General features: G+C 74.3%; 19 protein-coding genes. 8 read left to right on the top strand and 11 right to left on the bottom strand.

Annotated features, from left to right (window positions below):
• Window positions 1-22 precede the first annotated feature (22 nt).
• Window positions 23-2,107, top strand: coding sequence for an FAD-dependent oxidoreductase (locus tag EDJALFJO_RS22890; RefSeq protein WP_088288636.1), 2,085 nt, complete (start codon window positions 23-25; stop codon window positions 2,105-2,107).
• Here EDJALFJO_RS22890 and EDJALFJO_RS22885 read toward each other — a convergent pair.
• Window positions 2,082-2,540: an SRPBCC domain-containing protein gene (locus tag EDJALFJO_RS22885; protein ID WP_088288635.1), complete on the bottom strand. Its 459-nt coding sequence runs from the start codon at window positions 2,538-2,540 to the stop codon at window positions 2,082-2,084. The genes EDJALFJO_RS22890 and EDJALFJO_RS22885 overlap by 26 nt on opposite strands.
• Window positions 2,541-2,607: 67 nt before the next feature.
• A complete protein-coding gene (locus EDJALFJO_RS22880; protein ID WP_088288634.1) occupies window positions 2,608-4,872 on the bottom strand; it encodes an aminotransferase class III-fold pyridoxal phosphate-dependent enzyme in 2,265 nt (754 codons plus the stop codon).
• 118 nt (window positions 4,873-4,990) lie between these two features.
• Between EDJALFJO_RS22880 and EDJALFJO_RS22875 the strand changes: the two genes are divergently transcribed.
• Both EDJALFJO_RS22875 and EDJALFJO_RS22870 read left to right on the top strand, forming a co-directional pair.
• Window positions 4,991-6,256, top strand: coding sequence for a helix-turn-helix domain-containing protein (locus tag EDJALFJO_RS22875; protein ID WP_088288633.1), 1,266 nt, complete (start codon window positions 4,991-4,993; stop codon window positions 6,254-6,256).
• Between the two features lie 13 nt (window positions 6,257-6,269).
• Window positions 6,270-6,821 (top strand): AAA family ATPase, encoded by a 552-nt coding sequence (locus tag EDJALFJO_RS22870; RefSeq protein ID WP_088288632.1) that lies wholly within the window; start codon window positions 6,270-6,272, stop codon window positions 6,819-6,821.
• 60 nt (window positions 6,822-6,881) lie between these two features.
• Here EDJALFJO_RS22870 and EDJALFJO_RS35150 read toward each other — a convergent pair whose 3' ends face one another.
• The 7 genes from EDJALFJO_RS35150 to boxC form a co-directional block, all read right to left on the bottom strand.
• On the bottom strand, window positions 6,882-7,445 hold the full coding sequence (locus EDJALFJO_RS35150) for a DUF6158 family protein (RefSeq protein ID WP_198950565.1): 564 nt from the start codon (window positions 7,443-7,445) through the stop codon (window positions 6,882-6,884).
• A 57-nt stretch (window positions 7,446-7,502) separates the two neighbouring features.
• Window positions 7,503-8,060, bottom strand: coding sequence for a gamma carbonic anhydrase family protein (locus tag EDJALFJO_RS22860; protein WP_088288631.1), 558 nt, complete (start codon window positions 8,058-8,060; stop codon window positions 7,503-7,505).
• Window positions 8,060-8,953 carry an amidohydrolase family protein gene (locus tag EDJALFJO_RS22855; RefSeq protein WP_088288630.1) on the bottom strand — a complete coding sequence of 298 codons (894 nt, stop codon included), beginning with the start codon at window positions 8,951-8,953 and terminating at the stop codon, window positions 8,060-8,062. Before EDJALFJO_RS22855 ends, EDJALFJO_RS22860 begins: the two co-directional genes overlap by 1 nt.
• A gap of 3 nt (window positions 8,954-8,956) precedes the next feature.
• The gene (gene fdxA / locus EDJALFJO_RS22850) at window positions 8,957-9,295 is read right to left on the bottom strand and encodes a ferredoxin (protein WP_088288629.1); all 339 of its coding nucleotides are present in this window, start codon (window positions 9,293-9,295) and stop codon (window positions 8,957-8,959) included.
• Window positions 9,296-9,359: 64 nt separating this feature from the next.
• Complete coding sequence (locus EDJALFJO_RS22845) at window positions 9,360-10,376, bottom strand: NAD(P)/FAD-dependent oxidoreductase (RefSeq protein WP_088288628.1); 1,017 nt, start codon at window positions 10,374-10,376, stop codon at window positions 9,360-9,362.
• Window positions 10,373-12,025 carry a benzoate-CoA ligase family protein gene (locus EDJALFJO_RS22840; protein ID WP_088288627.1) on the bottom strand — a complete coding sequence of 551 codons (1,653 nt, stop codon included), beginning with the start codon at window positions 12,023-12,025 and terminating at the stop codon, window positions 10,373-10,375. The genes EDJALFJO_RS22845 and EDJALFJO_RS22840 overlap by 4 nt, the downstream gene beginning before the upstream one ends.
• 36 nt (window positions 12,026-12,061) lie before the next feature.
• Complete coding sequence (boxC, locus tag EDJALFJO_RS22835) at window positions 12,062-13,759, bottom strand: 2,3-epoxybenzoyl-CoA dihydrolase (RefSeq protein ID WP_088288626.1); 1,698 nt, start codon at window positions 13,757-13,759, stop codon at window positions 12,062-12,064.
• A 209-nt stretch (window positions 13,760-13,968) separates the two neighbouring features.
• Between boxC and EDJALFJO_RS22830 the strand changes: the two genes are divergently transcribed.
• The gene (locus tag EDJALFJO_RS22830) at window positions 13,969-14,844 is read left to right on the top strand and encodes a PaaX family transcriptional regulator C-terminal domain-containing protein (RefSeq protein ID WP_088288625.1); all 876 of its coding nucleotides are present in this window, start codon (window positions 13,969-13,971) and stop codon (window positions 14,842-14,844) included.
• A gap of 25 nt (window positions 14,845-14,869) precedes the next feature.
• Here EDJALFJO_RS22830 and boxB read toward each other — a convergent pair whose 3' ends face one another.
• Together boxB and paaZ are read right to left on the bottom strand one after the other, a co-directional pair.
• Window positions 14,870-16,354 carry a benzoyl-CoA 2,3-epoxidase subunit BoxB gene (gene boxB, locus EDJALFJO_RS22825; protein WP_088288624.1) on the bottom strand — a complete coding sequence of 495 codons (1,485 nt, stop codon included), beginning with the start codon at window positions 16,352-16,354 and terminating at the stop codon, window positions 14,870-14,872.
• A 115-nt stretch (window positions 16,355-16,469) separates the two neighbouring features.
• Window positions 16,470-18,017, bottom strand: coding sequence for a phenylacetic acid degradation bifunctional protein PaaZ (paaZ, locus tag EDJALFJO_RS22820; protein WP_088288623.1), 1,548 nt, complete (start codon window positions 18,015-18,017; stop codon window positions 16,470-16,472).
• Between the two features lie 219 nt (window positions 18,018-18,236).
• Here paaZ and EDJALFJO_RS22815 point away from each other — a divergent pair, with 219 nt between their 5' ends.
• From EDJALFJO_RS22815 to EDJALFJO_RS22800, 4 genes are all read left to right on the top strand, one after another.
• On the top strand, window positions 18,237-19,856 hold the full coding sequence (locus tag EDJALFJO_RS22815) for a diguanylate cyclase (RefSeq protein ID WP_088288622.1): 1,620 nt from the start codon (window positions 18,237-18,239) through the stop codon (window positions 19,854-19,856).
• Window positions 19,857-19,955: 99 nt separating this feature from the next.
• Complete coding sequence (locus EDJALFJO_RS22810; protein WP_088288621.1) at window positions 19,956-21,131, top strand: FtsX-like permease family protein; 1,176 nt, start codon at window positions 19,956-19,958, stop codon at window positions 21,129-21,131.
• The gene (locus EDJALFJO_RS22805) at window positions 21,128-21,715 is read left to right on the top strand and encodes an FtsX-like permease family protein (RefSeq protein WP_198950564.1); all 588 of its coding nucleotides are present in this window, start codon (window positions 21,128-21,130) and stop codon (window positions 21,713-21,715) included. Before EDJALFJO_RS22810 ends, EDJALFJO_RS22805 begins: the two co-directional genes overlap by 4 nt.
• A gap of 1 nt (window position 21,716) precedes the next feature.
• The coding region (locus EDJALFJO_RS22800) for an ABC transporter ATP-binding protein (RefSeq protein WP_143448714.1) at window positions 21,717-22,488 on the top strand (772 nt) is incomplete at its 3' end.

Genomic DNA, 22,488 nt, shown 5'->3' with positions numbered 1-22,488 from the left:
GCGCCGCTGCGAGCATGGCCCCATGACGACGCCGGAGCCCCCGACCGACCCGCGGTACGCCGCGCTCTTCGAGCCCGTCCGGATCGGGCCGCTCGTCACGAAGAACCGGTTCTTCCAGGTGCCGCACTGCAACGGCATGGGCTACCGGGACCCGAGCGCCCAGGCGGCGATGCGCCGGGTCAAGGCCGAGGGCGGCTGGGGCGTCGTGTGCACCGAGGAGGTCGAGATCCACCCGACGTCCGACGTCGCGCCGTTCGTCGAGCTGCGGCTGTGGGACGACGATGACGTGCCCGCGCTGGCCCGGATCGCCGAGCAGATCCACGCCGGCGGCGCGCTCGCCGGGATCGAGCTGGCGCACAACGGGATGCACGCGGCGAACCTCTACAGCCGGGAGACCCCGCTCGGCCCGGCGCACCTGCCCGTGCAGTCGTACCACCCGGTCCAGGCCCGGGCGATGTCCCTCGCGGACGTCGCGGACCTGCGGCGCTGGCACCGCACCGCCGTCCGCCGGGCGGTCGCCGCGGGCTACGACCTCGTCTACGTCTACGCGGGCCACGACCTCGCGGGGCTGCAGCACTTCCTGTCACCGCGGTACAACCAGCGGACCGACGCCTACGGCGGCAGCCCGGAGAACCGGATGCGGCTGCTGCGCGAGGTGCTCGAGGACAGCGTCGAGGAGGCGACCGGCCGGGCTGCGGTCGCCTGCCGGCTCACCGTCGACGAGCTCGCCGGGCCGGGCGGGCTGGGGCGGGCGGAGATCGAGGACGTCGTCGGCGCGCTCGGTGAGCTGCCGGACCTCTGGGACTTCGTCGTCGGTGCGTGGGAGGACGACTCGAACACGTCCCGGTTCGGCCCGGAGGGCGAGCACGAGGACGCCGTCCGCGGCCTCAAGGCGCTGACGACCAAGCCCGTCGTCGGCGTCGGCCGGTTCACCTCGCCCGACCTCATGGTCCGGCAGGTGCGGGACGGCGTCCTCGACCTCGTCGGCGCGGCCCGGCCCTCGATCGCCGACCCGTTCCTGCCGGAGAAGATCCGCACGAACCGGCTGCACACGATCCGCGAGTGCATCGGCTGCAACATGTGCGTCTCCGGGGACCACACGATGACCCCGATCCGCTGCACGCAGAACCCGACCATGGGCGAGGAGTACCGGCGCGGCTGGCACCCGGAGCGGGTGCGGCCCAAGGGGTCCGAGGGCCGGGTGCTCGTCGTCGGTGCAGGCCCGGCCGGGCTCGAGGCGGCCCGAGCGCTCGGCGTGCGCGGCTACGACGTCGTGCTCGCCGAGGCGACCCGCGAGCTCGGCGGCCGGGTCACGGCCGAGTCCCGGCTGCCCGGGCTGGCCGCCTGGGGCCGGGTCCGCGACCACCGCGAGCTGGCCCTGGCGGACCTCGGGTGCGTCGAGGTCTACCGGGAGAGCCGGATGACCGTCGAGGACGCCCTCGAGTTCGGCTTCGACCACGTGGCCGTCGCGACCGGGGCGACGTGGCGACGGGACGGCGTCGGCCGCCGGCACACGCACGCGATGCCGGTCGACCCCGGCGCCGAGGTGCTCACCCCGGACGACCTCATGGCCGGCCACCGCCCGGCCGGGCGGCGCGTCGTCCTCTTCGACGACGACCACTACTACCTCGGTGGCGTGCTCGCCGAGCTGCTCGGCGGCGAGGGGTACGAGGTGCACCTCGTCACCCCGGCGTCGCAGGTCTCGGCCTGGACGGCGAACACCCTCGAGCTCGCGAAGGTCCGGCGCCGGGTCGCAGCGGCGGGCGTGCACGTGCGCACCGACCGGGCCGTGACCGCCGTCCGCACCGGGTACGTCGAGACGGCGTGCGCGTGGACCGGCGCGACCGAGGACCTGGCCGCCGACGCCGTCGTCCTCGTCACCGCGCGGCTTCCCACCGGCCAGGACCTTCTCGACGGCTTCGACAGCGCCGTCGCGGACGGCCGGCTCCGCTCGGTGCGCGGCATCGGGGACGCCTGGGCCCCCGGCACCATCGCCATGGCGGTGTGGTCCGGCCGCCGGTACGCCGAGGAGCTCGACACCGACCTGCCGCCGAACGACGTCGTGCCGTTCCGGCGGGAGGTCACCCGTCTGTCCGAGCACCCCTGACGTCGGAGCGCGCGGGGCGGTGGGACTCCGCGACGCCCTTGAGCGCACCGAGCAGCGCGGCCCAGGTGTGCTCCGAACGGGCGACCGTCGCCTCGTCCACGTTGTGCTCCTGGGTCACGGCGACCCGGGTGCCGCCGTCCCCGACGTCCGACAGGTCGAACGTCAGTGTGTGCGGCACCCCGTCGGCGTCGGTGCCGCCGGAGTGCGACATCCGCAGCGCGCTCTCCGGCAGGTACTGCAGGATCCGGCCGTGGTCGGCGAAGGACCGGCCGTCCCACTCGCCGTGCCAGCTGATCTCGGCCTCCTCCACCCAGGTGCTCGTGACGGTGGCACCCATCCACTGCCTGATCCGTTCGGGGTCCGTCAACGTCCGCCAGACGGTGTGCCGGTCGGCGTCGACGTCGATCTGCGCGCGTGCGACGAGGTCATCCATCCCCGGGGTGTACCCGTGGGCGGCCGGATGATGCACCCGGTCGCGAGATCACGCAGACCGACCCGGCTCAGACCCCTTCGACCGTCGCGAAGACCCGGTCGAAGCGGTCGAGCGCGTCGTCGATCACAGCGTCCGTGTCGGCCATCGAGGTGTACATCCGCGACCCGGCGAGCGTGATGATCCCGTTCGCCGCGTACGCGGCACCCATCTGCTCCATGAGCCGCTTGCGGGCCTTGTTCTCCTTGAGGAGCTTGAGCGGGTTGTGCATGTCGAGGAGCATGACCCCGCTGCACTCGAGGTGGACGATCGAGCCCTGGTTGTAGGCCACGTACGGCAGCCCGTACCGGTCGACGAGCCGCTGCAGGCCCTTCGTGAGCCGGTCGCCGGCGCGGCCGGCGATGACGGGGGCGTTGGTGCGGGCCATCTCCTCGATCGCGAAGTACCCGGCGGCGCAGGACAGCGGGTTCGCCGACAGGGTGCCGCCGACCTGGATGTGCGCGCCGCTCTTCCCGTCGAGCCCGGAGCCGAACACGGCCATGACGTCGGAGCGGCCGCCGACGCCGCCGGCCATCGGGTAGCCGCCCGAGACCGCCTTGCCGAGGACGGTGAGGTCGGGGGTGACGCCGAAGTAGCCGGCCGCCCCGCCGAGCCCGAGCCGGAACCCCGTGACGACCTCGTCGAAGACGAGCAGCGCGCCGAACTCGTCGCACAGCTCGCGGACCTTCGCGTTGAAGTCGTGCGGCACCGGCCGGGTGCCGGACTCCGGGCCCACCGGCTCGACGACGACCGCCGCCGTCCCGCCGCGCAGCCGGTTCTCGACGAGCTTGCGGCGCAACGTGCCGAGGTCGTGCGGGAACGTCTCGCGGGTGCGGCTCGTCGCCCCGAACGGGATGCCTTTGGCGTTCATCCGGTACGTGCCGGGCACCCGAAGGCCGTAGACCATCGTGTCGGACCAGCCGTGGTAGGCGCCGCCGACCTTGACGACGGTCTTCTTCCCGGTGAAGGCGCGGGCGGCGCGGACGGCGGCCATGACGGCCTCGGTGCCGGACCCGAGCGAGCGGTACATCTCGATGTGCGGCATGTACCGGTTGATCGACTCCGCGAGCCGCAGCTCGTACTCGTGGAACAGGCCGGTCACCGGCCCGGACTCCTTGACGACCTCGGCGACCTTCTCGTTGACCGGCGCGTAGTTGCTGCCGAGGATCGTCGGGCCACCGGCCTGGAGGAAGTCGATGTAGACGTTGCCGTCCCGGTCGACGAGGTGCGCCCCCTCGGCCTTCTCGACCGCGAGCGGGAACGGGTAGTTGAAGGCGAGGTTGTGCTGGACGCCGCCGGGGATCCGCTCCTTGGCCCGGTCGGTGAGCTCCTTGCTCGCCCGGCACTTCGTCTCGAACCACTCCAGGACGTCGAGCAGCGCGTCGTGCCGCAGACCGCGGACCGGCTGGGAGACAAGGGCCTTCAGCCGGCGCATCGTGTCGTCGACGTCCGGGTACTCGCTGATCGCGTAGCCGAGCCGGGCCGCCTCGGCCCCGGGCTCGACCACCTCGACGAGCCGCGCGGCCGGCACCGGCGCCGCGGCGACGGCGGCGGCCGTCGCGTCGGCGCTCGGCAGCGGGTCCTGGTCACGCACGCGCACCGGCGGCACGGACCGCTCGACCTGCGCCGCGATCCGCTTCTCGTCGCTGCGCAGCTTGGTGAACGCGATCTCCCGGATCGCGGCGGGGATCGTGTAGACCTTGCCGGCCTCGGTCGTCAGGGCCAGCAGGTAGGCGATGGAGACCTTCTCCAGCAGCGCCATGTTGAAGACGGCACGGTCCGGGTCGGTGCCGAGCGCCACGATGCCGTGGTTGGCGATGATGAAGGCGTTGTCGCCGCCCGCGACCTTCTTCTGCACGTTCTTCGCGAGGAACCCGGTGCCCGCCGGGGCGTAGTCGATGATGGCGACCTCGCGCCCGAGGAAGCGCACCTGCTCGTCGGTGAGGGCCGGGATCGGACGGCGCAGCACGGCGAGCGCCGAGGCGTACGGCTGGTGGGTGTGGACGACCGCATGGACGTCCGGGCGCTCGCGGTAGATGTTCGCGTGCATCCCGCACTCGATGGACGGCGCAAGGCCGGCGTCCCCGGGGTCCGGCACGTGGGTGCCGGCGAAGTCGACGATGCAGATGTCCTCGACGCGCATCGCGGCGTAGTCGTAGTTGCTCGGGGTCACGGCGTAGAGCCGGTGCCCGGGGACCCGGACCGAGACGTTGCCCTCGGTGGCCTTGAGGTACCCCCGTTCGAGCATGGTGCGGCACATGTCGACGACGTGCTGGCGCGAGGTGCGGTGCTCCACGGCGGACCTCCTGGCAGGTGGCGGCCCGTCCATCGTGACCCATCACCCGGTGAGAGTCTGCGCACCCCGAGCACCACAGTTCTCGCGCCACCTTGTCACCGCATGACAATATCTGCGCATGAGCCGCGCCGTGACCCCGACGCCGTGGGAGCGCCTGCCCGCCGACCTCGCCACCGCCATGCGGCACGACCTGCCCGCGACGGTCGAGAAGGTCGCCCGCGAGGTCGCCCAGGCCACGCCGGCGTTCGCCGCGGCCCGCAGCACCAAGCTCGAGCGCGACCTCCGCCGGGCCGTCGAGGTCGCGCTGGCACGGTTCCTCGCCCTCGTCGGCACCGCGGAGCCGGCGGTCCCGGCGGACATCCGGGACGTCTTCACCGCCCTCGGCGCCGCCGAGGCCCGGGAGGACCGTGGTCCGGAGGCGCTCCTCGCCGCGTTCCGGACGGCGGCCGGCCTCACGCTGCGCTCGGCGGCCCGGGCGCTCGGCCAGGTCCGCCCGGTGAGCACCGACGAGCTCCTCGACCTCTCCGACGCGATCACGGCCTACGTCGACGCCCTGGCGGCCGCGGCCACCGACGGCTTCGGCCTCCAGCTCCGCGAGCAGGCCGGCGAGGGCGACCGGGCCCGGCGCCGGCTCGCCGAGCTGCTCGTGCGCGGCAGCGCACCGGACGAGGTCGTCCGGACCGCGGCCGCCGAGGCGGGCTGGCGCGGCCTGGACGTCGTCGTCCCCGTCGTCCTGCCGCCCGAGCAGGCCCGGGACGCCCGGTTCCGGTACGGCGCCGACGGGGTCGTCCTCGACCGCGAACGCGACACCGTCGTGCTCCTGCGGTCCGGCCCGCGGGCGACCCGGGCGGCGCTCACGACCGCGCTCGCCGGCCGGGGCGCGCTCGTCGGTCCGGCGCTGCCCTGGCCGCAGGTGCCGGAGGGGGTCCGGCTCGCCGTCCTCGCCGGGGAGGTCGCCGCGCCGCCGGACGCCGCGGCCCCGGTCTTCGCGGACGACCACCTCGCCCTGCTCGCGCTGCGTGGCGAGCAGGGGGCCCTCGCCGTGCTCACGGCCCGGCGGCTCGCCCCGCTCGCCACGCTGCGCGAGACCCAGCGCGAGCGGCTCCTCGCGACCCTGCACAGCTGGCTGCGGCACTGGGGCTCACGGGCGGACGTCTCCGCCGAGCTGTTCGTCCACGCCCAGACCGTCAGCTACCGGCTGCGGACCCTGCGGGACCTGCTCGGCGACGACCTCGACGACCCCACGGCCCGCTTCGAGCTGCACCTCGTCCTCACCCACCACCTGACCGCTCATGCTCACGGTGCGTACCGGAACCCGGGCGGCCGGACCCCGGAACCGGTACCGAGCGCAAGCATCGGCGGGACGGCGGGACCGCTGACCTGACAGATTGGGCGGCATGGGTGAGCTGATCGTCGTGACGGGGCCGCCGGGGGCGGGCAAGTCGACGCTGGCCCCGCACCTCGCGGAGCGTCTCAACCCGTCGGTGCTCGTCCCCGGGGACTGGTTCTTCAGCCTGTGGCGGCGCGGCGCCGTCCCGCCGTGGCTGCCCGAGGCCGCCGCGCAGAACGAGATCGGCACCGCGGCCGCGGCCCGCACCGTCGGGACGTTCGCCCGGGCCGACTGCACGGTCGTCTACGACGGGGTCGTGAGGCCGAAGGAGCTGCCGCGCTGGCTGACGACCGCCGGTGACCCCGTGGCCCACTACGTCGTCCTGCTGCCGTCGGTCGACGTCTGCGTCGAACGGGTCGTCCGCCGCAGCGGCCACGGCTTCACGAGCGAGGAGGCGACGCGCGCGATGCACGCCGACTTCGCCGCCGAGGGCCTGGAGCGGTACGTCGTCGAGGACGCCGCCGCACCCGCCGAGGAGCTTGCGACGCGCCTCCTGGAGGCGATCGCGTCGGGCCACCACCTCGTCCCCGCCCCCGCCGACCCGTCCTCTGGCGGGTGAACGACCCCAAAAACTGCTTCTTGGGGTGCGCAACCCTCCAGAGGACGGTGCATGCGTGGGTCATGACCTGTGCGCGAGCCACTCCTTGCCGGCGTCGGTGAGCACCCGGTCGGCGCCGTCGGCGGCGAGCAGCGGCGGGTCGCTGCGGTAGAGCTGCGCGACGTCCGCCCGGGGCAGCCCCGCGCGGCGGGCGGCCTGGTGGAGCTCGAGCCGGTGCAGCCTGCCGCCGGGCGCGTCCGCGACCTCGCGGAGCAGGGCCGCGACGCCGGCCGAGCTGCCACGGGCGCCGGTCGCCCCGCCGCCGCCGGCCGCGGACCCTTTGTCCGGCAATGGGTCCGCCTCGGCGAGCACGGACTCGATCTGCGTGACGAGACCGCGCAGCGCCGTCCGCAGCCGGGTCGCCTCGTCGACCTCGCCGCCGGCCTCGGCACTGCCCTGCCAGGTGCGCTTGGGGTGCCGGCGCAGGTACTCCTTCTCGAGCTCGAGCATCCGCTCGGTGTGGTGCGCGAACTGCTCGGCGGTGCCGTGGAGGAAGACCCAGTTCCGGGTCGCGTGCGCGTGCGTGCCCTGACGTTCGAGCTCCTCGTCGCTCAGCTCTCGGGCCGGGACCCCGGTGGGCTCCATCGCCGCTCCTTCTCCTCGGTGGTCCGGGTGGGTCGGTGGGTCGGACGGGTCGCTCGGTCAGTCGGTCGGGTCGTCGGTGAGGCAGTCCTCGAGCCGGACGGCGCGCTGCGCCTTCGGGTAGTGCCGGGCGTTCTCGACGTAGACCCCGACCGCGTAGTCCACCCAGCGGTCGTGGTCCTCGCCGGTCAGCGGGCGGATCCGGGCCGGCACCCCGAGGAGCATCGAGCCCGGCGGCGCCTGCAGGCCCTCGGGGACGACGGCACCGGCTCCGACGACGGAGCCGGCCCCGATCCGGGACCGGTTGAGCACCGTCGACATCGAGCCGACGAGACAGCGCGGCTCGACGACGCAGCCCTCGAGATGGGCGTTGTGGCCGACGACGCAGTCCGCCCCGACGACCGTCGGCCACTCTTCCGTCGTGTGCACGACCGTGCCGTCCTGCACCGACGTCCGGGCGCCGATCTCGATGCGGCCGTGGTCGCCGCGCAGCACGGTGCCGGGCCAGACGGACGCCTCGGGGCCGAGCGTCACGTTGCCGATGAGGACGGCGTCCGGGTGCACGTAGGCGGTCCGCGAGATCCGCGGCGTCGCCCCGTCGTAGGCGTAGACCGGCATCAGACTCCCTCTCCTGCAACGGTTCCGGTGTCGACCTCCGGGTCGAGGCCGTGGTACAGGCGCAGCGCGTTGCCGCCGAGCGCGAGCGCGACGGTGTCCTCCGCGAGCCCGAGCCCGGCGACGGTGCGGGCGTTCGCGGCGACACCCGGCACCCCCGGCCAGTCGGTACCGAAGACGAAGCGGCGGGCCAGCCGGGCGAGGTCGTGCCGCGCGTAGTAGGTCGGCAACCGCTTGGGCGGCAGGCCGGACAGCTCGATCCACACCGTCTCGTGGGAGAGCGCCAGGAAGGCCGCGGCGTCGTACCACCAGCCGCGGCCGCCGTGCGCGAGGACGACGTCGAGCGTGGGGAACTGGCGCAGGACCGGGTAGAGGTGCGCCGGGTCGGCGAGCTCGTTCATCGAGCCGGGGAACGAGGACGTCCCGCAGTGCACGACGAGCGGGACCCCGCGCTCCGCGAGGACGGCGTACGCGGGGAACAGCGCCGGGTCGTCGAGGCGGAAGCCGCCGTGCACCGGGTGCAGCTTGAGCGCTGCGGCCCCGTGGTCGAGCTGGCGGGTGATCTCGTCGGCGATCGGGAAGTGCAGGTGCGGGTTGACGTTCGCGACCGGGCGGAAGCGGCGCGGATTGGCCTCGACGAGCGGCAGCAGGTCGTCGAACTCCTGGTACCCGGTGGCCTTCGGGCTGTACTCGCAGAACAGGAGCGCGACGTCGACCCCCTCGGCGGCGAAGTGCGCGTCGAGCGCCGCGGGGCGCGGCCGGCCGTCGGCGTCCCAGACCTCCTCGACGACGCCGGGGCGGCCGAAGTCGCGCGCCCAGTCCTTCCAGGCCGGGGCCAGCGAGCCGAGCACCGGAACGTGGACGTGGGCGTCGACGAGGACGCGACCGTCGAGCACGCCTCAGCTCCCGGGGTGGTCGGCGACGAGCGGGGTGTCGACACCGATCTCGCCGACCTTGCGGGCCCCGCCCGGGGCACCGAGCGGGGCGTCCCGGCCGGGGAGCACCTCGGTGAAGAAGCGTCGGTTGTCCTCGACGAACTCCTTGTCCTCGTCGGGGACCCGGCGGTCCTGCGAGATCGCCTCGACCGGGCAGACCGGCTCGCAGGCCCCGCAGTCGATGCACTCCTTGGGGTTGATGTAGAGCTTGCGGTCCCCGACGTAGATGCAGTCCACCGGGCACTCCTCGACGCACGACTGGTCGCTGACGTCGATGCACTTCGAGGTGATGACGTAGGGCACGGCGGTCCTCTCAGACGCGGGTTCTCGTCGAACGTACCGGCGGGGCCGGGTCGTGCAGGTCGGGTCAGACGGGCACCGGCGCCGGCGCGGCGTCGCTGCTGTGGCCGGGGAACAGCGTGACCTCGGGGTCGAGGTGGACGGCGGCGTTGTTCACCGCGGTCGCCACCTCGCCGAAGCCCACCGAGATGAGCCTGACCTTGCCGGGGTAGTCGGTGATGTCGCCCGCGGCGTAGACCCCGGGCACGTTCGTGCCCATCCGGGTGTCGACGACGACGTGCCGGTTGTCGTGCAGGTCCAGCCCCCAGCCGCGCAGCGGCCCGAGGTCGGCGACGAAGCCGAGAGCGGCAACGACACGCTGCGCGGGCAGGGTGAGGACGCCGTCCCGGGTCGTCACCTCCGCGGCCGCGACCCGGCCGTCGGGTCCGGCGCGCAGCGCCGTCACCTGGGCGTCGACGAGCACGGTCGCGCCGCTCGCGTGGACCGCCTCGACGGTCGCCGCGTGCGCCCGGAACGCCTTGCGGCGGTGGACGAGCGTCACCGAGCGGGCCACCGGCAGCAGTGCGAGCGCCCAGTCGCACGCGCTGTCACCGCCGCCGACGACAACGACGTCCGCGCCCGCGTAGTCCGCGAAGGACGGCACGAAGTAGGCCAGGCCGCGGCCGAGGAGGTCCTCCCCCGCCGGCAGCGGCCGGGGCGAGAAGGTCCCGATGCCACCGGTGACGACGACCGTGCCGGTGCGGACCGTCGTCCCCGCCGAGGTCGTGACGACGAACCGGCCCGGCGCGCCGGGGTCCGGCGCGAGGCCCTGCGCCTCCTCGCCGAGCAGGTACGTCGGGTCGTACTGCCCGGCCTGCTCGACGAGCCCGGCGACGAGGTCCCGGCCGAGCACCCGCGGGAAGCCGCCGACGTCGTAGATCGGCTTCTCCGGGTACATCGCCGTGACCTGGCCGCCGGGCTCGGGCAGGCTGTCGACGACGGCGACACGGAGCCCGCGGACCCCCGCGTAGTACGCCCCGTACAGGCCGACCGGGCCGGCCCCGACCAGGAGCAGGTCGACCTCGAGGCCGCGGGCGGTGCTCACGGGACCGGCGCCCCGGTCGGCGCAGCCTCACGGGCGTGCAGCGGGTCCTGCTCGACGACGAGGGCCCGCACCTTGAACCGCTGGAGCTTGCCGGTCGCGGTGCGGGGCAGGGTGTCCCGGACGAGGACGGCGCGCGGGGCCTTGAAGTGCGCGAGCCCCTCCCGGCAGAAGGCGACGAGGTCGTCGCCGGTCACGGTGCCGCCGTCCCGCAGGACGACGGCCGCGACGGGCCGCTCGAGCCCGTCGTGGTCGACACCCCCGACGACGGCGGCCTCGACGACGTCCGGGTGCTCGAGCAGCCGGGCCTCGACCTCGCCCGGGGAGACCCAGATCCCGCCGGCCTTGATCATGTCGTTGGAGCGGCCGAGGCAGGTGAACCGGCCGTCCGCGTCCTCGACGTACGTGTCGCCCGTCGCGAGCCAGCGTCCCTGGAAGACCGACCGGGTGGTCGCCGTCCGGCACCAGTAGCCGGTGGCGATCGACTCCCCGCCGACGAAGAGCATCCCGGGGGTGCCGGCCGGGGCGCGCGAGCCGTCCTCGGTGCGGACCTCGACCTCGTACCCCGGCACGGGCCGCCCGCTCGTGCCCGGCCCGATGTCGCCGGGGGCGTTGGACAGGAAGATGTGCAGCGCCTCGGTCGACCCGAGGCCGTCGAGGATGTCCACCCCGAAGCGGGCCGTCCAGCGCTGCTGGAGGGCGGCGGGCAGCGCCTCGCCGGCCGAGGTCGCGATCCGGACGCCCTCGAGCGTGTCCGCGGGCAGGTCGGCGGCGAGCATCCCGGCGAAGAACGCGGGGACGGCGTAGAAGACGGTCGGCCGGTCTGCCCGGGCGCGCTCGGCGACGGTCGCCGGCGTCGGGCGCCGCGGCTCGAGGATCGCCATGGCGCCGACCGACAGCGGGAAGAAGAGCGAGTTGCCGATCCCGTAGGCGAAGAACAGCTTCGCCACCGACAGGCACCGGTCGTCGCGCCGGATCCCGAGGACCTGCGTGCCGTAGGTCTCGCAGACGTGCCGGATGTTCGCGTGCCGGTGCATCGCCGCCTTCGGGACGCCCGTCGTCCCCGACGTGTAGAGCCACAGCGCACCGGCGTCGTCCCCGGCGGCCACGACCGGCGCGCCGCCCGGGGCGGCCTCGTCGCCGGCGGCGAGGGCGTCGTCCCAGTCGACGAGGACCACCCCGGCGGGCACCTGCGGCCGGGCGCCGCCGCTGACGACGAGGTGGGTCACGGCGTCGCTCGCCGGGAGCGCGGCGGCCAGCGCCGCGGCGAAGTCGGCGGAGGCGACGACGACCCGGGCCCGGCAGTCGGCGAGCAGCGGGCCGAGGTCGGCGGCGGTGAGCATCGTGCTCACCGGGACGGCGACCATCCCCGCCCGCATCGCGCCGAGGATGCCCGCGGCGAGCTCGAGGGTGTCCGCCATGAGGAAGAGCACCCGCTCCTCGCGGCGCACGCCGAGCGCGGTGAACGCCGCCGCCGCCCGCGCCGTGAGCGCCGCGAGCGCGGCGTACGTCGTGTCCGCGCCGTCGCAGCGCAGGGCGACGCGGGCGCCGTCCCCGGCCTCGACGTGCCGGTCGACGAGGTACGCCGACGCGTTGAAGGAAGGGCCTGCGTCGAACGGAGGTCGGGGGGTGGACGTCGTCGTCCCGGCCATGGTGGTCCGCCTCTCGCGCTGAAGGGGATGGGTGGGTCAGACGCGGAACTGGTCGAACTCGGCGCGCAGGCCGGAACCGTACCGCCGCAGCGCCCCCTCGGGGCCGGAGGCGTTGGGCCGCAGGAAGATCCAGTTCTGCCAGGCGGTGAGCCGGCCGAAGATCTTCGTCTCGACGGTCTCCGGGCCGACGAACCGGTGGTTGGCCTCCATGCCCGTGAGGGCGTCGGGGCTCAGCGCGGCGCGCTCCTCGAGCGCGATCCGGATCTCGTCCTCCCAGTCGATGTCGTCCGGGGTCATCGTCGCGAGCCCGAGCCCTGTGGCCGCCGCAGCGTCGAGCCGCTCCCCGCTGCGGGCGAGCGCCGCCGCCAGCGAGGCGTCGTCGCCGTAGAACCGGGACTGCAGCCGGGTCAGCCCGTTGCCCATGGGGAACAGGCCCGCGTTGGCCGCGCCGACGACGAGGACGGCGGGGGCGGCGTCCGGGTCGACGTCCTCGAAGACCCCGTCGAGCATGTACTGCCGGTCGGCGGCGAGCGCGAGCTCGAGCAGGCTGCCGGCGAAGGCGCTGCCCGGCTCGACGAGCGCGACGAGGCTGCGGCTCGTCACGTCGAGCCGCTTGAAGGTGCGCTTGAGGTAGTGCCGGACCTCGTTGACGAACCAGTCGTCGGCCAGGGCGACCAGTTGGTCGTCGTGGGCGAGCACGAGGTCGGCGTCCCCGGTGGTCCGCAGGACCCAGGTGCCGAGCCCGGGCTCGTTGGTGCGCAGCCGCAGGACGAGGTCGTCGAGGGCCCGCGCGACGGCCAGCGGCCAGTAGTCGACGCCCTGCGCGTGGACGCCCGCGGCGTCCGCGGGCGGCGCCTGCTCCGGGGCCTGCACGGTGATCTCGACCCTGCGCCCGGCCCGGTCGAGGGCGGCGGCCACGAACGGGTAGCGGATCTCGTCGCCGTCGACGACACGGGCCAGCGGGGTGAGCGGCACCCCGGTCGCGTCGTGCGGCCGCCGCGAGCGGGCGACCGCCGCCAGCGCCCGCGCGCCGACCTCCTCGGCGAACCGGGCCCGCGGCACGCTCGCGTCGACGAGGCCCCACTCGACCGCGGTGCGGCCCTTGATGCCGTCGCTCTTCGTCGCGAAGACGTCGGCCCGGTCCCGCCGGACGTGCCGCTTGTCGACGACCCGGGTCAGGCCGCCGGTGCCGGGCAGGACGCCGAGCAGCGGCACCTCGGGCAGCGACACCGCGGACGACCCGTCGTCGACGAGGACGATCTCGTCGCAGGCCAGCGCGAGCTCGTAGCCGCCGCCGGCCGCCGTCCCGTTGAGCGCCGCGATGTACGTCTGGCCGGAGCTCGCCGTGGCGTCCTCCATGCCGTTGCGGGTCTCGTTGGTGAACTTGCAGAAGTTCACCTTCCACGCGTGCGAGGACTGCGCGAGCATCTTGATGTTGGCACCGGCGCAGAACATCCGCTCCAGCCCGCCCGTGACGACCACGGCCGCGACCTGGGGGTGCTCGAAGCGCAGCCGCTGCACCGCGTCGTAGAGCTCGATGTCGACGCCGAGGTCGTAGGAGTTCATCTTCAGCTCGTAGCCCGGGACGAGTCCGCCGTCGGCGTCGACGGCCAGGGTCAGGGTCGCGACCCGGCCCTCGACGGACAGGCGCCAGTGCCGGTACTGCTCGGGCGAGGTGTCGAACGAGACCTCGACGCCGTTGTCGGCGACGGCGTGCTCTGCGACGGCGGTCATGGCTGCCCTTCCGGCCGTGGGACGAACGTCCCTAGGTTCTACGCTGAAACTGAGTAACGTCAAGAGTTTGTAGCATTTCGATGCGGACCTGGGCCGGACCGGCGGGCGGCACGTCGCGGGCGGGGCGCCGGGGGCGCGTCCTACAGTGGTCCCGTCCCTGAGCCGCACCACCCCGTGCGCCCCGCGCGCACCCGTCCGCAAGGAGCACGATGTCCGCCGCGGCGCCCCTGGAGCCCGACGCAGGCTGGGACGAGGTCCCCTCCGCGCGGCGCCGGAGCCTCGGCGGCCCGAGCGCCCGCGGCCTGCTCCTGACGATCCTCGGCGAGTTCGTGCTGCCGCGCGCCGAGCCGGTCTGGACGGCGGCGTTCGTCGAGGCCCTCGCGGCGGTCGGCGTCGAGGAGAAGGCCGCCCGCCAGGCGCTCGCCCGGACGGCGGCCGAGGGGCTCGTCACGCCGTCCCGCGTCGGCCGGCGCACCCGCTGGGACCTCACCCCCGACGGCCGCGACCTGCTCGAGGAGGGCGCCCGCCGGATCTACGGGTTCCTCCGCGAGCAGCGCCGCTGGGACGGCCGCTGGCTCGTGCTCGCCGTCACCGTGCCGGAGACCCAGCGCGCCCTGCGGCACAAGCTCCGCACCCGGCTCACCTGGGCCGGGATGGGCTCGCCGGCACCGGGCCTGTGGGTCGTGCCGTACGCCGACCGGGCCGGCGAGGTGGCCCGGATCGTCGAGGACCTGGGCATCGCGTCGAGCGCGATGTCGTGGGTCGGCGAGTCCGGTGCGATCGGCCGGCCCGAGGACGTCGTCGCCGCCGCCTGGACGTCGCTCGGCGAGATCGAGGCCGCGTACGGCGACTTCGTCGACGGCTTCGAGAACCGCCGGGCGGACGGCGCGGAGGCGGCCTTCGTCGCCCAGGTCGGGCTCGTCCAGGCGTGGCGCCGTTTCCCGTTCCTCGACCCGGCCCTGCCGATGGAGCTGCTCGACCACGACTGGCCAGGCGTGCGCGCGGCGACGGTGTTCCACCGCTGCCACGAGCGGTGGCACCGCCGAGCCCAGGCGCACTGGGAGACGCTGGGCGCGGACGGATGACACCGGTCGTCGGCGGGCCGTCGGCTCAGGACGCGTTGTCCTGCTTCCAGAAGCGGACGTAGTCGAACTCGACGCCCATCTCGTTGATGCCCTGCGACGGCGGGGCGATCCAGCCCGCGAACGCGCCCTGCTCGTACGTCGGCTGCATGAGCGCGGCGACGTCGGCGCGGTCCTGCGCGCTCGGCAGCCAGGAGTCGACCTGCGCGGCCCAGGCCGCGTCGTCGAGGATCTCACCCTCCGGCGAGACGTGGACGCCCGAGTAGGCGCCGACCTTCCGGTTGAAGCCCTCGTGCGGCAGCGTGAGCCGGTGCGGCAGGCCGGCCTCCTCGAGCGCCTGGTTCCAGCGCCGGACGCCGTTCTCGCAGTCCGCGCGGTACTCGTCGCGCAGGTCGAGGTTGAGCGCGTTGAGCAGCGGGACGGTCTCGGTGACGAAGGCGCCGTCGACGACCTTCGTCATCTCCCGGGTGGCGCCGAGCAGGACGTGGTCGTCCTTGCGCCGGGTCTCCGCCCAGCGGCCCTTGATCCCCGAGGTGTAGTACGTGGCCGCATTGCTCGACAGCTCGGAGCCGAAGAGGTCCATCGAGACCGAGAACTGGAAGTTCAGGTACTTCTGGATCGTCGACAGCGGGATCGCGCCGTGCGGGAGCACGTCCTCGGTGTCGTGCTCGACCATGAGCTGCGCCGTCCGCTCGACGGTGCGCTGCACGCCCGTCGTGCCGACGAACATGTGGTGCGCCTCCTCCTTGAGCATGAACTCACAGGTGCGCGCCAGCGGGTCGAAGCCGCTCTCCTTGAGGGTGCCGAGCTGGTACTTGCCGTCCCGGTCGGTGAAGTACGTGAACATGAAGAACTGCAGCCAGTCCGTCGTGTCCTCGTTGAAGGCGCCGAGGATCCGCGGGTTGTCGAAGTCACCGCTGTTGCGCTTGAGCAGCTCCTCGGCCTCCTCGCGGCCCTCCCGGCCGAAGTGCGCCTGGAGGAGGTAGACCATCGCCCAGAGGTGACGGCCCTCCTCGACGTTGACCTGGAAGAGGTTGCGCAGGTCGTACAGGCTCGGCGCGGTGGCCCCGAGGTGGCGCTGCTGCTCGACGGACGCCGGCTCGGTGTCGCCCTGGACGACGATGAGCCGCTGGAGCTCGGCGCGGTACTCGCCGGGCACGGTCTGCCACGCCTTCTCGCCCTTGTGCTTGCCGAAGTTCACGGTGCGGTCCGGGTCGCCCTCGGCGAGGAAGATCCCCCAGCGGTACTCGTGCATGGGGACGAAGTCGTAGACCGCCCAGCCGTCCCGACCGACCGCGACCGCCGTCCGCAGGTAGACGTCCTTCGTCGGCAGCGCCGGGCCGAGGTTCTTCCACCAGTCGAGGAACTTCGGCTGCCAGCTCTCGAGCGCGCGCTGGAGCCGCCGGTCGGTGGAGAGCTGGACGTTGTTCGGGATCCGCTCGCTGTAGTCGATGCGGCTCACCGGGCCGGTGGGCTCGGGGGCGCTGCCGAGCCGGTCGTCGGTCGTCGTCATGGCGGTGGTTCCTCCTCGGGTGGACCGTGGGTCGTGCCGCGTTCCATGATTTCGTTCTACATACAAGATGCCTTACGTCATGAGTCTGTAGCACGTCCTGGGTCGGCGCAAGACCTCATCCGTCCGCGAGCAGCGCGAGCACCCGCGGCGAGCCCTGGACCGCCGTCCGCTGCAGGTGGTGGGCCACCGCCCGCAGACCGCCCTCCTCCTCGCCACCGCCGGCCCGGCCGGGGCCGCCGTGGACGAGCTGCGGCATCGGGGTGCCGTGCCCGGTGCTCTCCGCGGCGCAGTCCGCGTCGAGCACGAGCACCCGGCCGTGGTGCGCGGCGGCGCCGAGGACGACGGCCCGCACGACGGCGTCGTCCGCACTGACGAGCGACGCGACGAGCGACCCGCCGCCGCGGGCGAGCAGGTCGACGGCGTGCGGCACGTCCCGGTAGCCGACGACGGTCGCGACCGGCCCGAAGGCCTCGACCTCGTGCGGCGCCACGACCTGCGCGTCGTCCGCCCGGAGCAGCGTCGGGGCGACGAACGCACCGCGCACCGGGTCGGCCCCGACGGCACGCTCCGGCGGCCCGCCGCCGGTGAGCACCGGCCCGGCGGCCCGGAGCCGCTCGATGCCGTCGAGGACGGCGGCCCGCTGGTCGGGACCGGCGAGCGCGCCCATCGTCACGCCGTCGGCTCCGGGCGCCCCGACGACGACCCGCTCGAGCCGGCCCACGAGCGCGTCGCAGACCGGACCGACGAGGGCGTCCGGCACGAGCACCCGGCGGATCGCCGTGCAGCGCTGACCGGCCTTGCACGTGAGCTCCGCGACGACCGCGTCGGCGTAGAGGTCGAGCTCCGGCGAGCCGGGAGCGACGTCCGGGCCGAGCACGCTCGCGTTGAGCGAGTCCGCCTCGGCGTTGAACCGTGCCGACCGGTGGGTCACGGCGGGATGGGCCCGCAGCAGGGCGGCGGTCTGCGCGGAGCCGGTGAACGAGACGAGGTCCTGGCCGCCGAGCTCGTCGAGCACGCCCGAGACGGAGCCGCAGACGAGCTGGAGCGCCCCGTCCGGCAGCAGCCCGGACTCGACGAGGATCCGGACGGCGTGCTCCGCGACGTACGCCGTCGGCGTCGCCGGCTTGACGATCGTCGGGACACCGGCGACCAGGGCCGGCGCGAGCTTCTCGACCATCCCCCAGACCGGGAAGTTGAAGGCGTTGACCTGGAACGCGACCCCGGTCAGCGGGGTGAGCAGGTGCCGTCCGGCGAAGGAGCCGCCGCGGCCCAGCGGCTCGACGTCACCCTCGGCCCAGACGTTGCCCTCGGGCAGCGCCTTGGCCTTGGCGGCGAAGACGAGCGCGGTGCCGATCGCGCCGTCGACGTCGACGGCCGCGTCGGCCGCCGTCGCGCCGGTGCGGGCGGACAGCTCGACGAGCTCGTCGCGGCGGGCCTTCAGCGCCAGGGCGAGCTCCTTGACGAGCGTGCCGCGGGCCCGGAACCCGCTCGCACGCAACGCCGGGCCACCCGTCCCGCGGGCGAAAGCGACGACACCGGGGGCGTCGAGCCCTGCGCTCGACACGCTCGCGAACGGTTCGCCGGTCACGGCGTCGACGACGACGCGCGCGCCGTCCGACGAGGACCACCAGCGGCCCTGGGTCCAGCTCTCGACAGTACGCACGACGGTCCCTCTCGACGGTGGACGGGCCGGGACGGGGCGTCAGTCTACGGTTCGACGTCCCGCCGTCAACGATCTGTAGCAGGATTCGGCTCTTCCCGGCAGCCAGGGAGCGCCGCGTAGGCTCTGGGCACGGACCGACCCGCTCAACCCTGCCCGCCGCAGTGTCGACATCCAGAGGGCGGGGCCGGTCCCGTCGGAGGGACGGAGGGCGGTCGAGGCATGACGCTGCTGTCGGACGACCTGCCCGCGGACCACCTCGCAGCGCGGATCGCCGTGTACGCGGCCCTCGAGCACGTCCAGACGCTGCCCGACCCGGCCGAGCACGTCCGCCGGTTCGAGCGCTGGGCCCGGCAGGCAGGCGACGCGGGCTGGCCCGACGTCCGGGTGCAGGTGCTGCACAACCTGCTGGTCAACGACATGCTCGCCGGCGCCCCGCACGAGGCGCTGCGGACCCGCGCCGACGCCCTGCTCTCGGCCGCCTTCGACACCGGCGACGAGGTCTTCGTCGCCCGCGCACTCAGCGGCCGGCTCGCCTACCTCGGCATCTCCGACCCCGACTCGCTCGGCGAGGACCGGCCGAGCGACCTCGCCCGGGCGGTCGCGATGCTCGACGACATCGCCGAGAGCGACCCGGACGAGCTCGGCTGGCGGGCCGCGGAGCTCGCTGCGAGCTACAACGAGTGCGGCCAGTCGTACCACTGCCTCGCGCTGTGGGAGCTCGAGGACGAGATGTACTCCCGGGCCGTGCAGTCGTTCGACCTCGTGCGGGACGAGGCGATCCGCCCGGTGCTCGCCTTCACCCGCCGGGTCGTCGTCGTCAACCGCGTCGAGGCGGCCGCGGCGATGGCCTGCGGCCTGCTGGACGTCGGGCGGGCCGAGCAGGCCCGCGAGGTCGCGGCGGCGCGCTACCGACCGAGCGCCGAGGAGATCGCCGACCTGCAGCCGACCTGGCGGACCGACCTGCAGGCCGTCGAGCGCCTTCTCGACGCCTTGGCCGGGAGCGGCGACCCCGCGCTGCGCGGCGTGCCCGAGGAGCTGTGGGACGCCCTCGTCACGACCACCTGGCAGGGCTACCGCGGCTGCCTCCTGCTCGCCGCGGCGGTGAGCGCGCACCTCGCCGGGGACGACACCGAGGCGGCCGCGTACGCCGAGCGGTCGATCGAGTACTTCGACGTCTACAAGCCATCGTTCCGCACCCTCGCCTACCACCTCGCCTCGCTCGGGTCCGGCGAGTCCCCGGCCGCCCGCTGGGCCGCGCACCTCAGCGACCTGCGGTGGGAGTCCCGGCTCCAGGTGCTCGCCGCGGCCCGCGCCCGGCTCGCCGCCGAGCGGGTCGTCCGGCACGGCGACCGGCTGCGCCGGCAGGCGCTCGTCGACGAGCTCACCGGGCTGGCGAACCGGCACGCGTTCACCCAGCGGCTGCCCGGCCTGCGCACCCTCGGTCCGGGCCGGCGGCTCGGGGTCGTCCTGCTCGACGTCGACGAGTTCAAGGCCGTCAACGACGTCCACGGGCACGCGGTCGGGGACGAGGTGCTGCGCGTCCTCGGCCGGCTGCTCGGCGACGCGATCCGGCCGACCGACCTGGCCGTCCGGCTCGGCGGCGACGAGTTCGCCCTGTTCCTCGTCTCGGACGGCGACCGCCGCCTCGGCACCCGGGTCGAGCGGCTGGTCGAGGAGATCCGCGCGCACGACTGGGAGCGGCTGGCCCCCGGCCTGCGGGTCACCGTGAGCGCCGGCCAGGCCGTCGGCGAGGCGGCCACCGTCGACACCCTGATGCGGGGCGCCGACGAGCATCTCTACCGGGCCAAGGCGGAAGGGCGCGACCGGATCAGCGCCTAGCGCATGTGAGATCTTGGAAACCTGGGACGTACGTCCCGATACGCGGACTTCACACCCGTCGCCCTTCTGGCGAAACGTCCGCGGCGAACCATCGACTGCATGGCCACCGTGTTGGATCACCCAGCACCGACCGCGGCGAGCGTCGTCGACGCGAGCGGCGGGACGCGGGGCGGCGGCAGCCGGCTCCTGCGCTTCGCGCTCGCCAACGTCCGCCGCCGACCGGAGCGGTTCGTCCTGTCCACCGCCGGGATCGCCCTCGCCGTGATGGCTGTGATCGTCGTCCGGACGATCGCCGCCGGCTACGCGACGGTCGGGTCCGACTCCTTGAGCGAGGTGCTCGGCAGCGACCCGGTGTGGGTCGTCGGCGCCGAGGGCGTCCGCTTCGACCCCGACCTCGACGTGCTGCTGCCCAACGGTTCCACGCCGGCCCTCACGGTCCCCGAGGGCTGGACGGCGCACCGCCAGGCCGTCGGCGTGTGGGCCGCGCCGGGCGGTGACGTGGCGCTCGTCGGTCGCGACGACGTCGCGCCGGGCGCTGCCGTGGTCAGCCCGGCGGCGGCCGACCTGCTCGGCGTCGCTCCCGGCGCCCGGCTGCGCGTCGGTGCCGCCGACCTCACCGTCGCCACGGGCGGCACCGGCACGAGCGTCACCGTCCCGGTCGACGTCGCACGCACCGTCGTCGGCGACCGCGGGTGGTGGACGGTCACGCCGTCCGCCGCGGACACCGGGCGGCGCGACCTCGGCGCCCTGCTGTCGCGGGCCTCCGGCATCCCCTCGACGACCGACGCGTCGCGGACGCCGTCCGGCCGCCCGCTCGCCTACGACACCGTGGGCGGCGGGACGAGCCTGGCGACCTTCCAGCAGGCGTACTCGGCGATCTTCGCGAGCAAGGTCACGAGCTCGACGCTCGGGCTGGTCTCCGTCGTCGGCCTCGTCCTCGGCTTCGTCATCGCCGTCTCGAGCTTCCTCGCCGCGGTCCAGGAGCGCCGGCGCGAGTTCGGCATCATGTCGAGCATCGGCCTGGCCGACGAGGTCCTCTACTTCTTCCTCGTCGAGTCCGCGCTCGTCTTCGTCGCGGCCTACGCCGCCGGAGCGCTCGCGGCCCTCGCCGCGACGACGCTCGTCGTGCCCGACGTGACGACCCTGGCGGGCTGGGCCCAGGCCGCGGGCATCGTCGCGGCCTACCTGCCGGCGATGGCCATCGTCGGGGCGCTCGTCCCCGTGCACCGGCTGCTCCAGCAGCGCCCGGTCGACCTGCTCCGGGACGACGCGTGACCGGCCCGCTGTCGCCGGCCCTGCGCAAGGGGCTCGCCTACGGCTGGCTCTCGACCCGGCGGCGGGCCGGGCAGCTCGTGCTCCCGGTCGTCACGACGGCGACGGGCGCGTTCCTGCTCGTCCAGGTCCTCACGCTCACCGACAGCGTGCGCCGGCAGTCGGCGGCGCTCGGCGACACCGAGCAGCTCGTGCGGGCCACGACGCTCATCGCCGTCGTCGTCCTGCTCGTCGGTGTCGTCGAGATGGCCGTCTCCACGACCCGCACGGTCGTCCACCGGACGCGCGAGATCGGCGTCCTCGGCGCGACCGGCGTCCCGCGCGGCCCGGTCGTCGGCGCGCTGCTCGTCGAGCCGCTCGTCGCGGCGGTCGCCGGCGCGGCGGCCGGTGGGGTCGTCGCCGTCGTCGGTACCGGTGCGGCGAACCTCGCCGGGCTCGTCTCCGCGGACGTGCGCCCCGGCCCGGCCCTGGCGGCGCTCGCGCTGGCCGTCGGCACGTCCGCCGTCGCGGCCCTCGTCACGAGCGCCGGACCGGCGTACCGGGCCGCGTCCCGACCCCCTGCCCTGTCCCTGACCAGTGGAGGCTGAGATGACGATCGCACCGGACCGCACCGGCGCACCCGCCCCGACGACACCCGACGGGCCGGTGCTCGAGGTCCGCGACGTGTGGAAGCTGCACAAGCTCGGCGACGAGGTCGTCAAGGCGCTCGTCGCGGCCGACCTCACGGTGACCCCGGGCGAGTTCGCCTGCCTCATGGGCCCGAGCGGCAGCGGGAAGTCCACGCTGCTCAACATCATCGGCGGCCTCGACCGGCCGACGAAGGGCACCGTGAGCATCGAGGGCCAGGACACCGGGGCCCTGACGGAGAGCCAGTTCGCGTCCCTGCGGCACGACACGATCGGCTTCATCTTCCAGAGCTACAACCTCATCCCCTTCCTGTCGGCCGTGGAGAACGTCGAGCTCCCGCTCATGTTCGAGCCGTACGACCGGGCATCGCTGCGGCGCCGCGCCGTCGACCTGCTCGAGATGGTCGGCCTCGGGCACCGGATGCACCACCACCCCACGAAGATGTCCGGCGGCGAGCAGCAGCGCACCGCGATCGCCCGCGCCCTCGTCGGCAACCCGCGGCTGATCCTCGCCGACGAGCCGACCGCCAACCTCGACGCCCGCACCGGGAAGGTCGTCGTGGGCATGCTCCGGGACCTGTGCTCCACCCTCGGCGTCACCGTCGTCGCCTCGACCCACGACCCGACGGTCGCCGACGAGGCGAGCCGCGTCGTCCGGATGAAGGACGGCCGGATCGTCGACGACCCCGGGCCGGCACCAGCACCCTCAGGCTCCGCCTCGTCCGCCCCCTCCC

The organism is Kineosporia sp. A_224, from assembly GCF_002198655.1.
GTDB lineage: Bacteria > Actinomycetota > Actinomycetes > Actinomycetales > Kineosporiaceae > R-H-3.
The sequence above is the reverse complement of the archived record's forward strand: the minus strand, read 5'-3'. Positions and strand labels throughout refer to the sequence as shown.

Coding starts and splice junctions, on each gene's coding strand:
- EDJALFJO_RS22890 (WP_088288636.1), top strand. CDS start 23: ATGACGACGCCGGAGCCCCCGACCGACCCGCGGTACGCCGCGCTCTTC.
- EDJALFJO_RS22885 (WP_088288635.1), bottom strand. CDS start 2,540: ATGGATGACCTCGTCGCACGCGCGCAGATCGACGTCGACGCCGACCGG.
- EDJALFJO_RS22875 (WP_088288633.1), top strand. CDS start 4,991: ATGAGCCGCGCCGTGACCCCGACGCCGTGGGAGCGCCTGCCCGCCGAC.
- EDJALFJO_RS22870 (WP_088288632.1), top strand. CDS start 6,270: ATGGGTGAGCTGATCGTCGTGACGGGGCCGCCGGGGGCGGGCAAGTCG.
- EDJALFJO_RS35150 (WP_198950565.1), bottom strand. CDS start 7,445: ATGGAGCCCACCGGGGTCCCGGCCCGAGAGCTGAGCGACGAGGAGCTC.
- EDJALFJO_RS22860 (WP_088288631.1), bottom strand. CDS start 8,060: ATGCCGGTCTACGCCTACGACGGGGCGACGCCGCGGATCTCGCGGACC.
- EDJALFJO_RS22840 (WP_088288627.1), bottom strand. CDS start 12,025: ATGGCCGGGACGACGACGTCCACCCCCCGACCTCCGTTCGACGCAGGC.
- boxC (WP_088288626.1), bottom strand. CDS start 13,759: ATGACCGCCGTCGCAGAGCACGCCGTCGCCGACAACGGCGTCGAGGTC.
- EDJALFJO_RS22830 (WP_088288625.1), top strand. CDS start 13,969: ATGTCCGCCGCGGCGCCCCTGGAGCCCGACGCAGGCTGGGACGAGGTC.
- boxB (WP_088288624.1), bottom strand. CDS start 16,354: ATGACGACGACCGACGACCGGCTCGGCAGCGCCCCCGAGCCCACCGGC.
- EDJALFJO_RS22815 (WP_088288622.1), top strand. CDS start 18,237: ATGACGCTGCTGTCGGACGACCTGCCCGCGGACCACCTCGCAGCGCGG.
- EDJALFJO_RS22810 (WP_088288621.1), top strand. CDS start 19,956: ATGGCCACCGTGTTGGATCACCCAGCACCGACCGCGGCGAGCGTCGTC.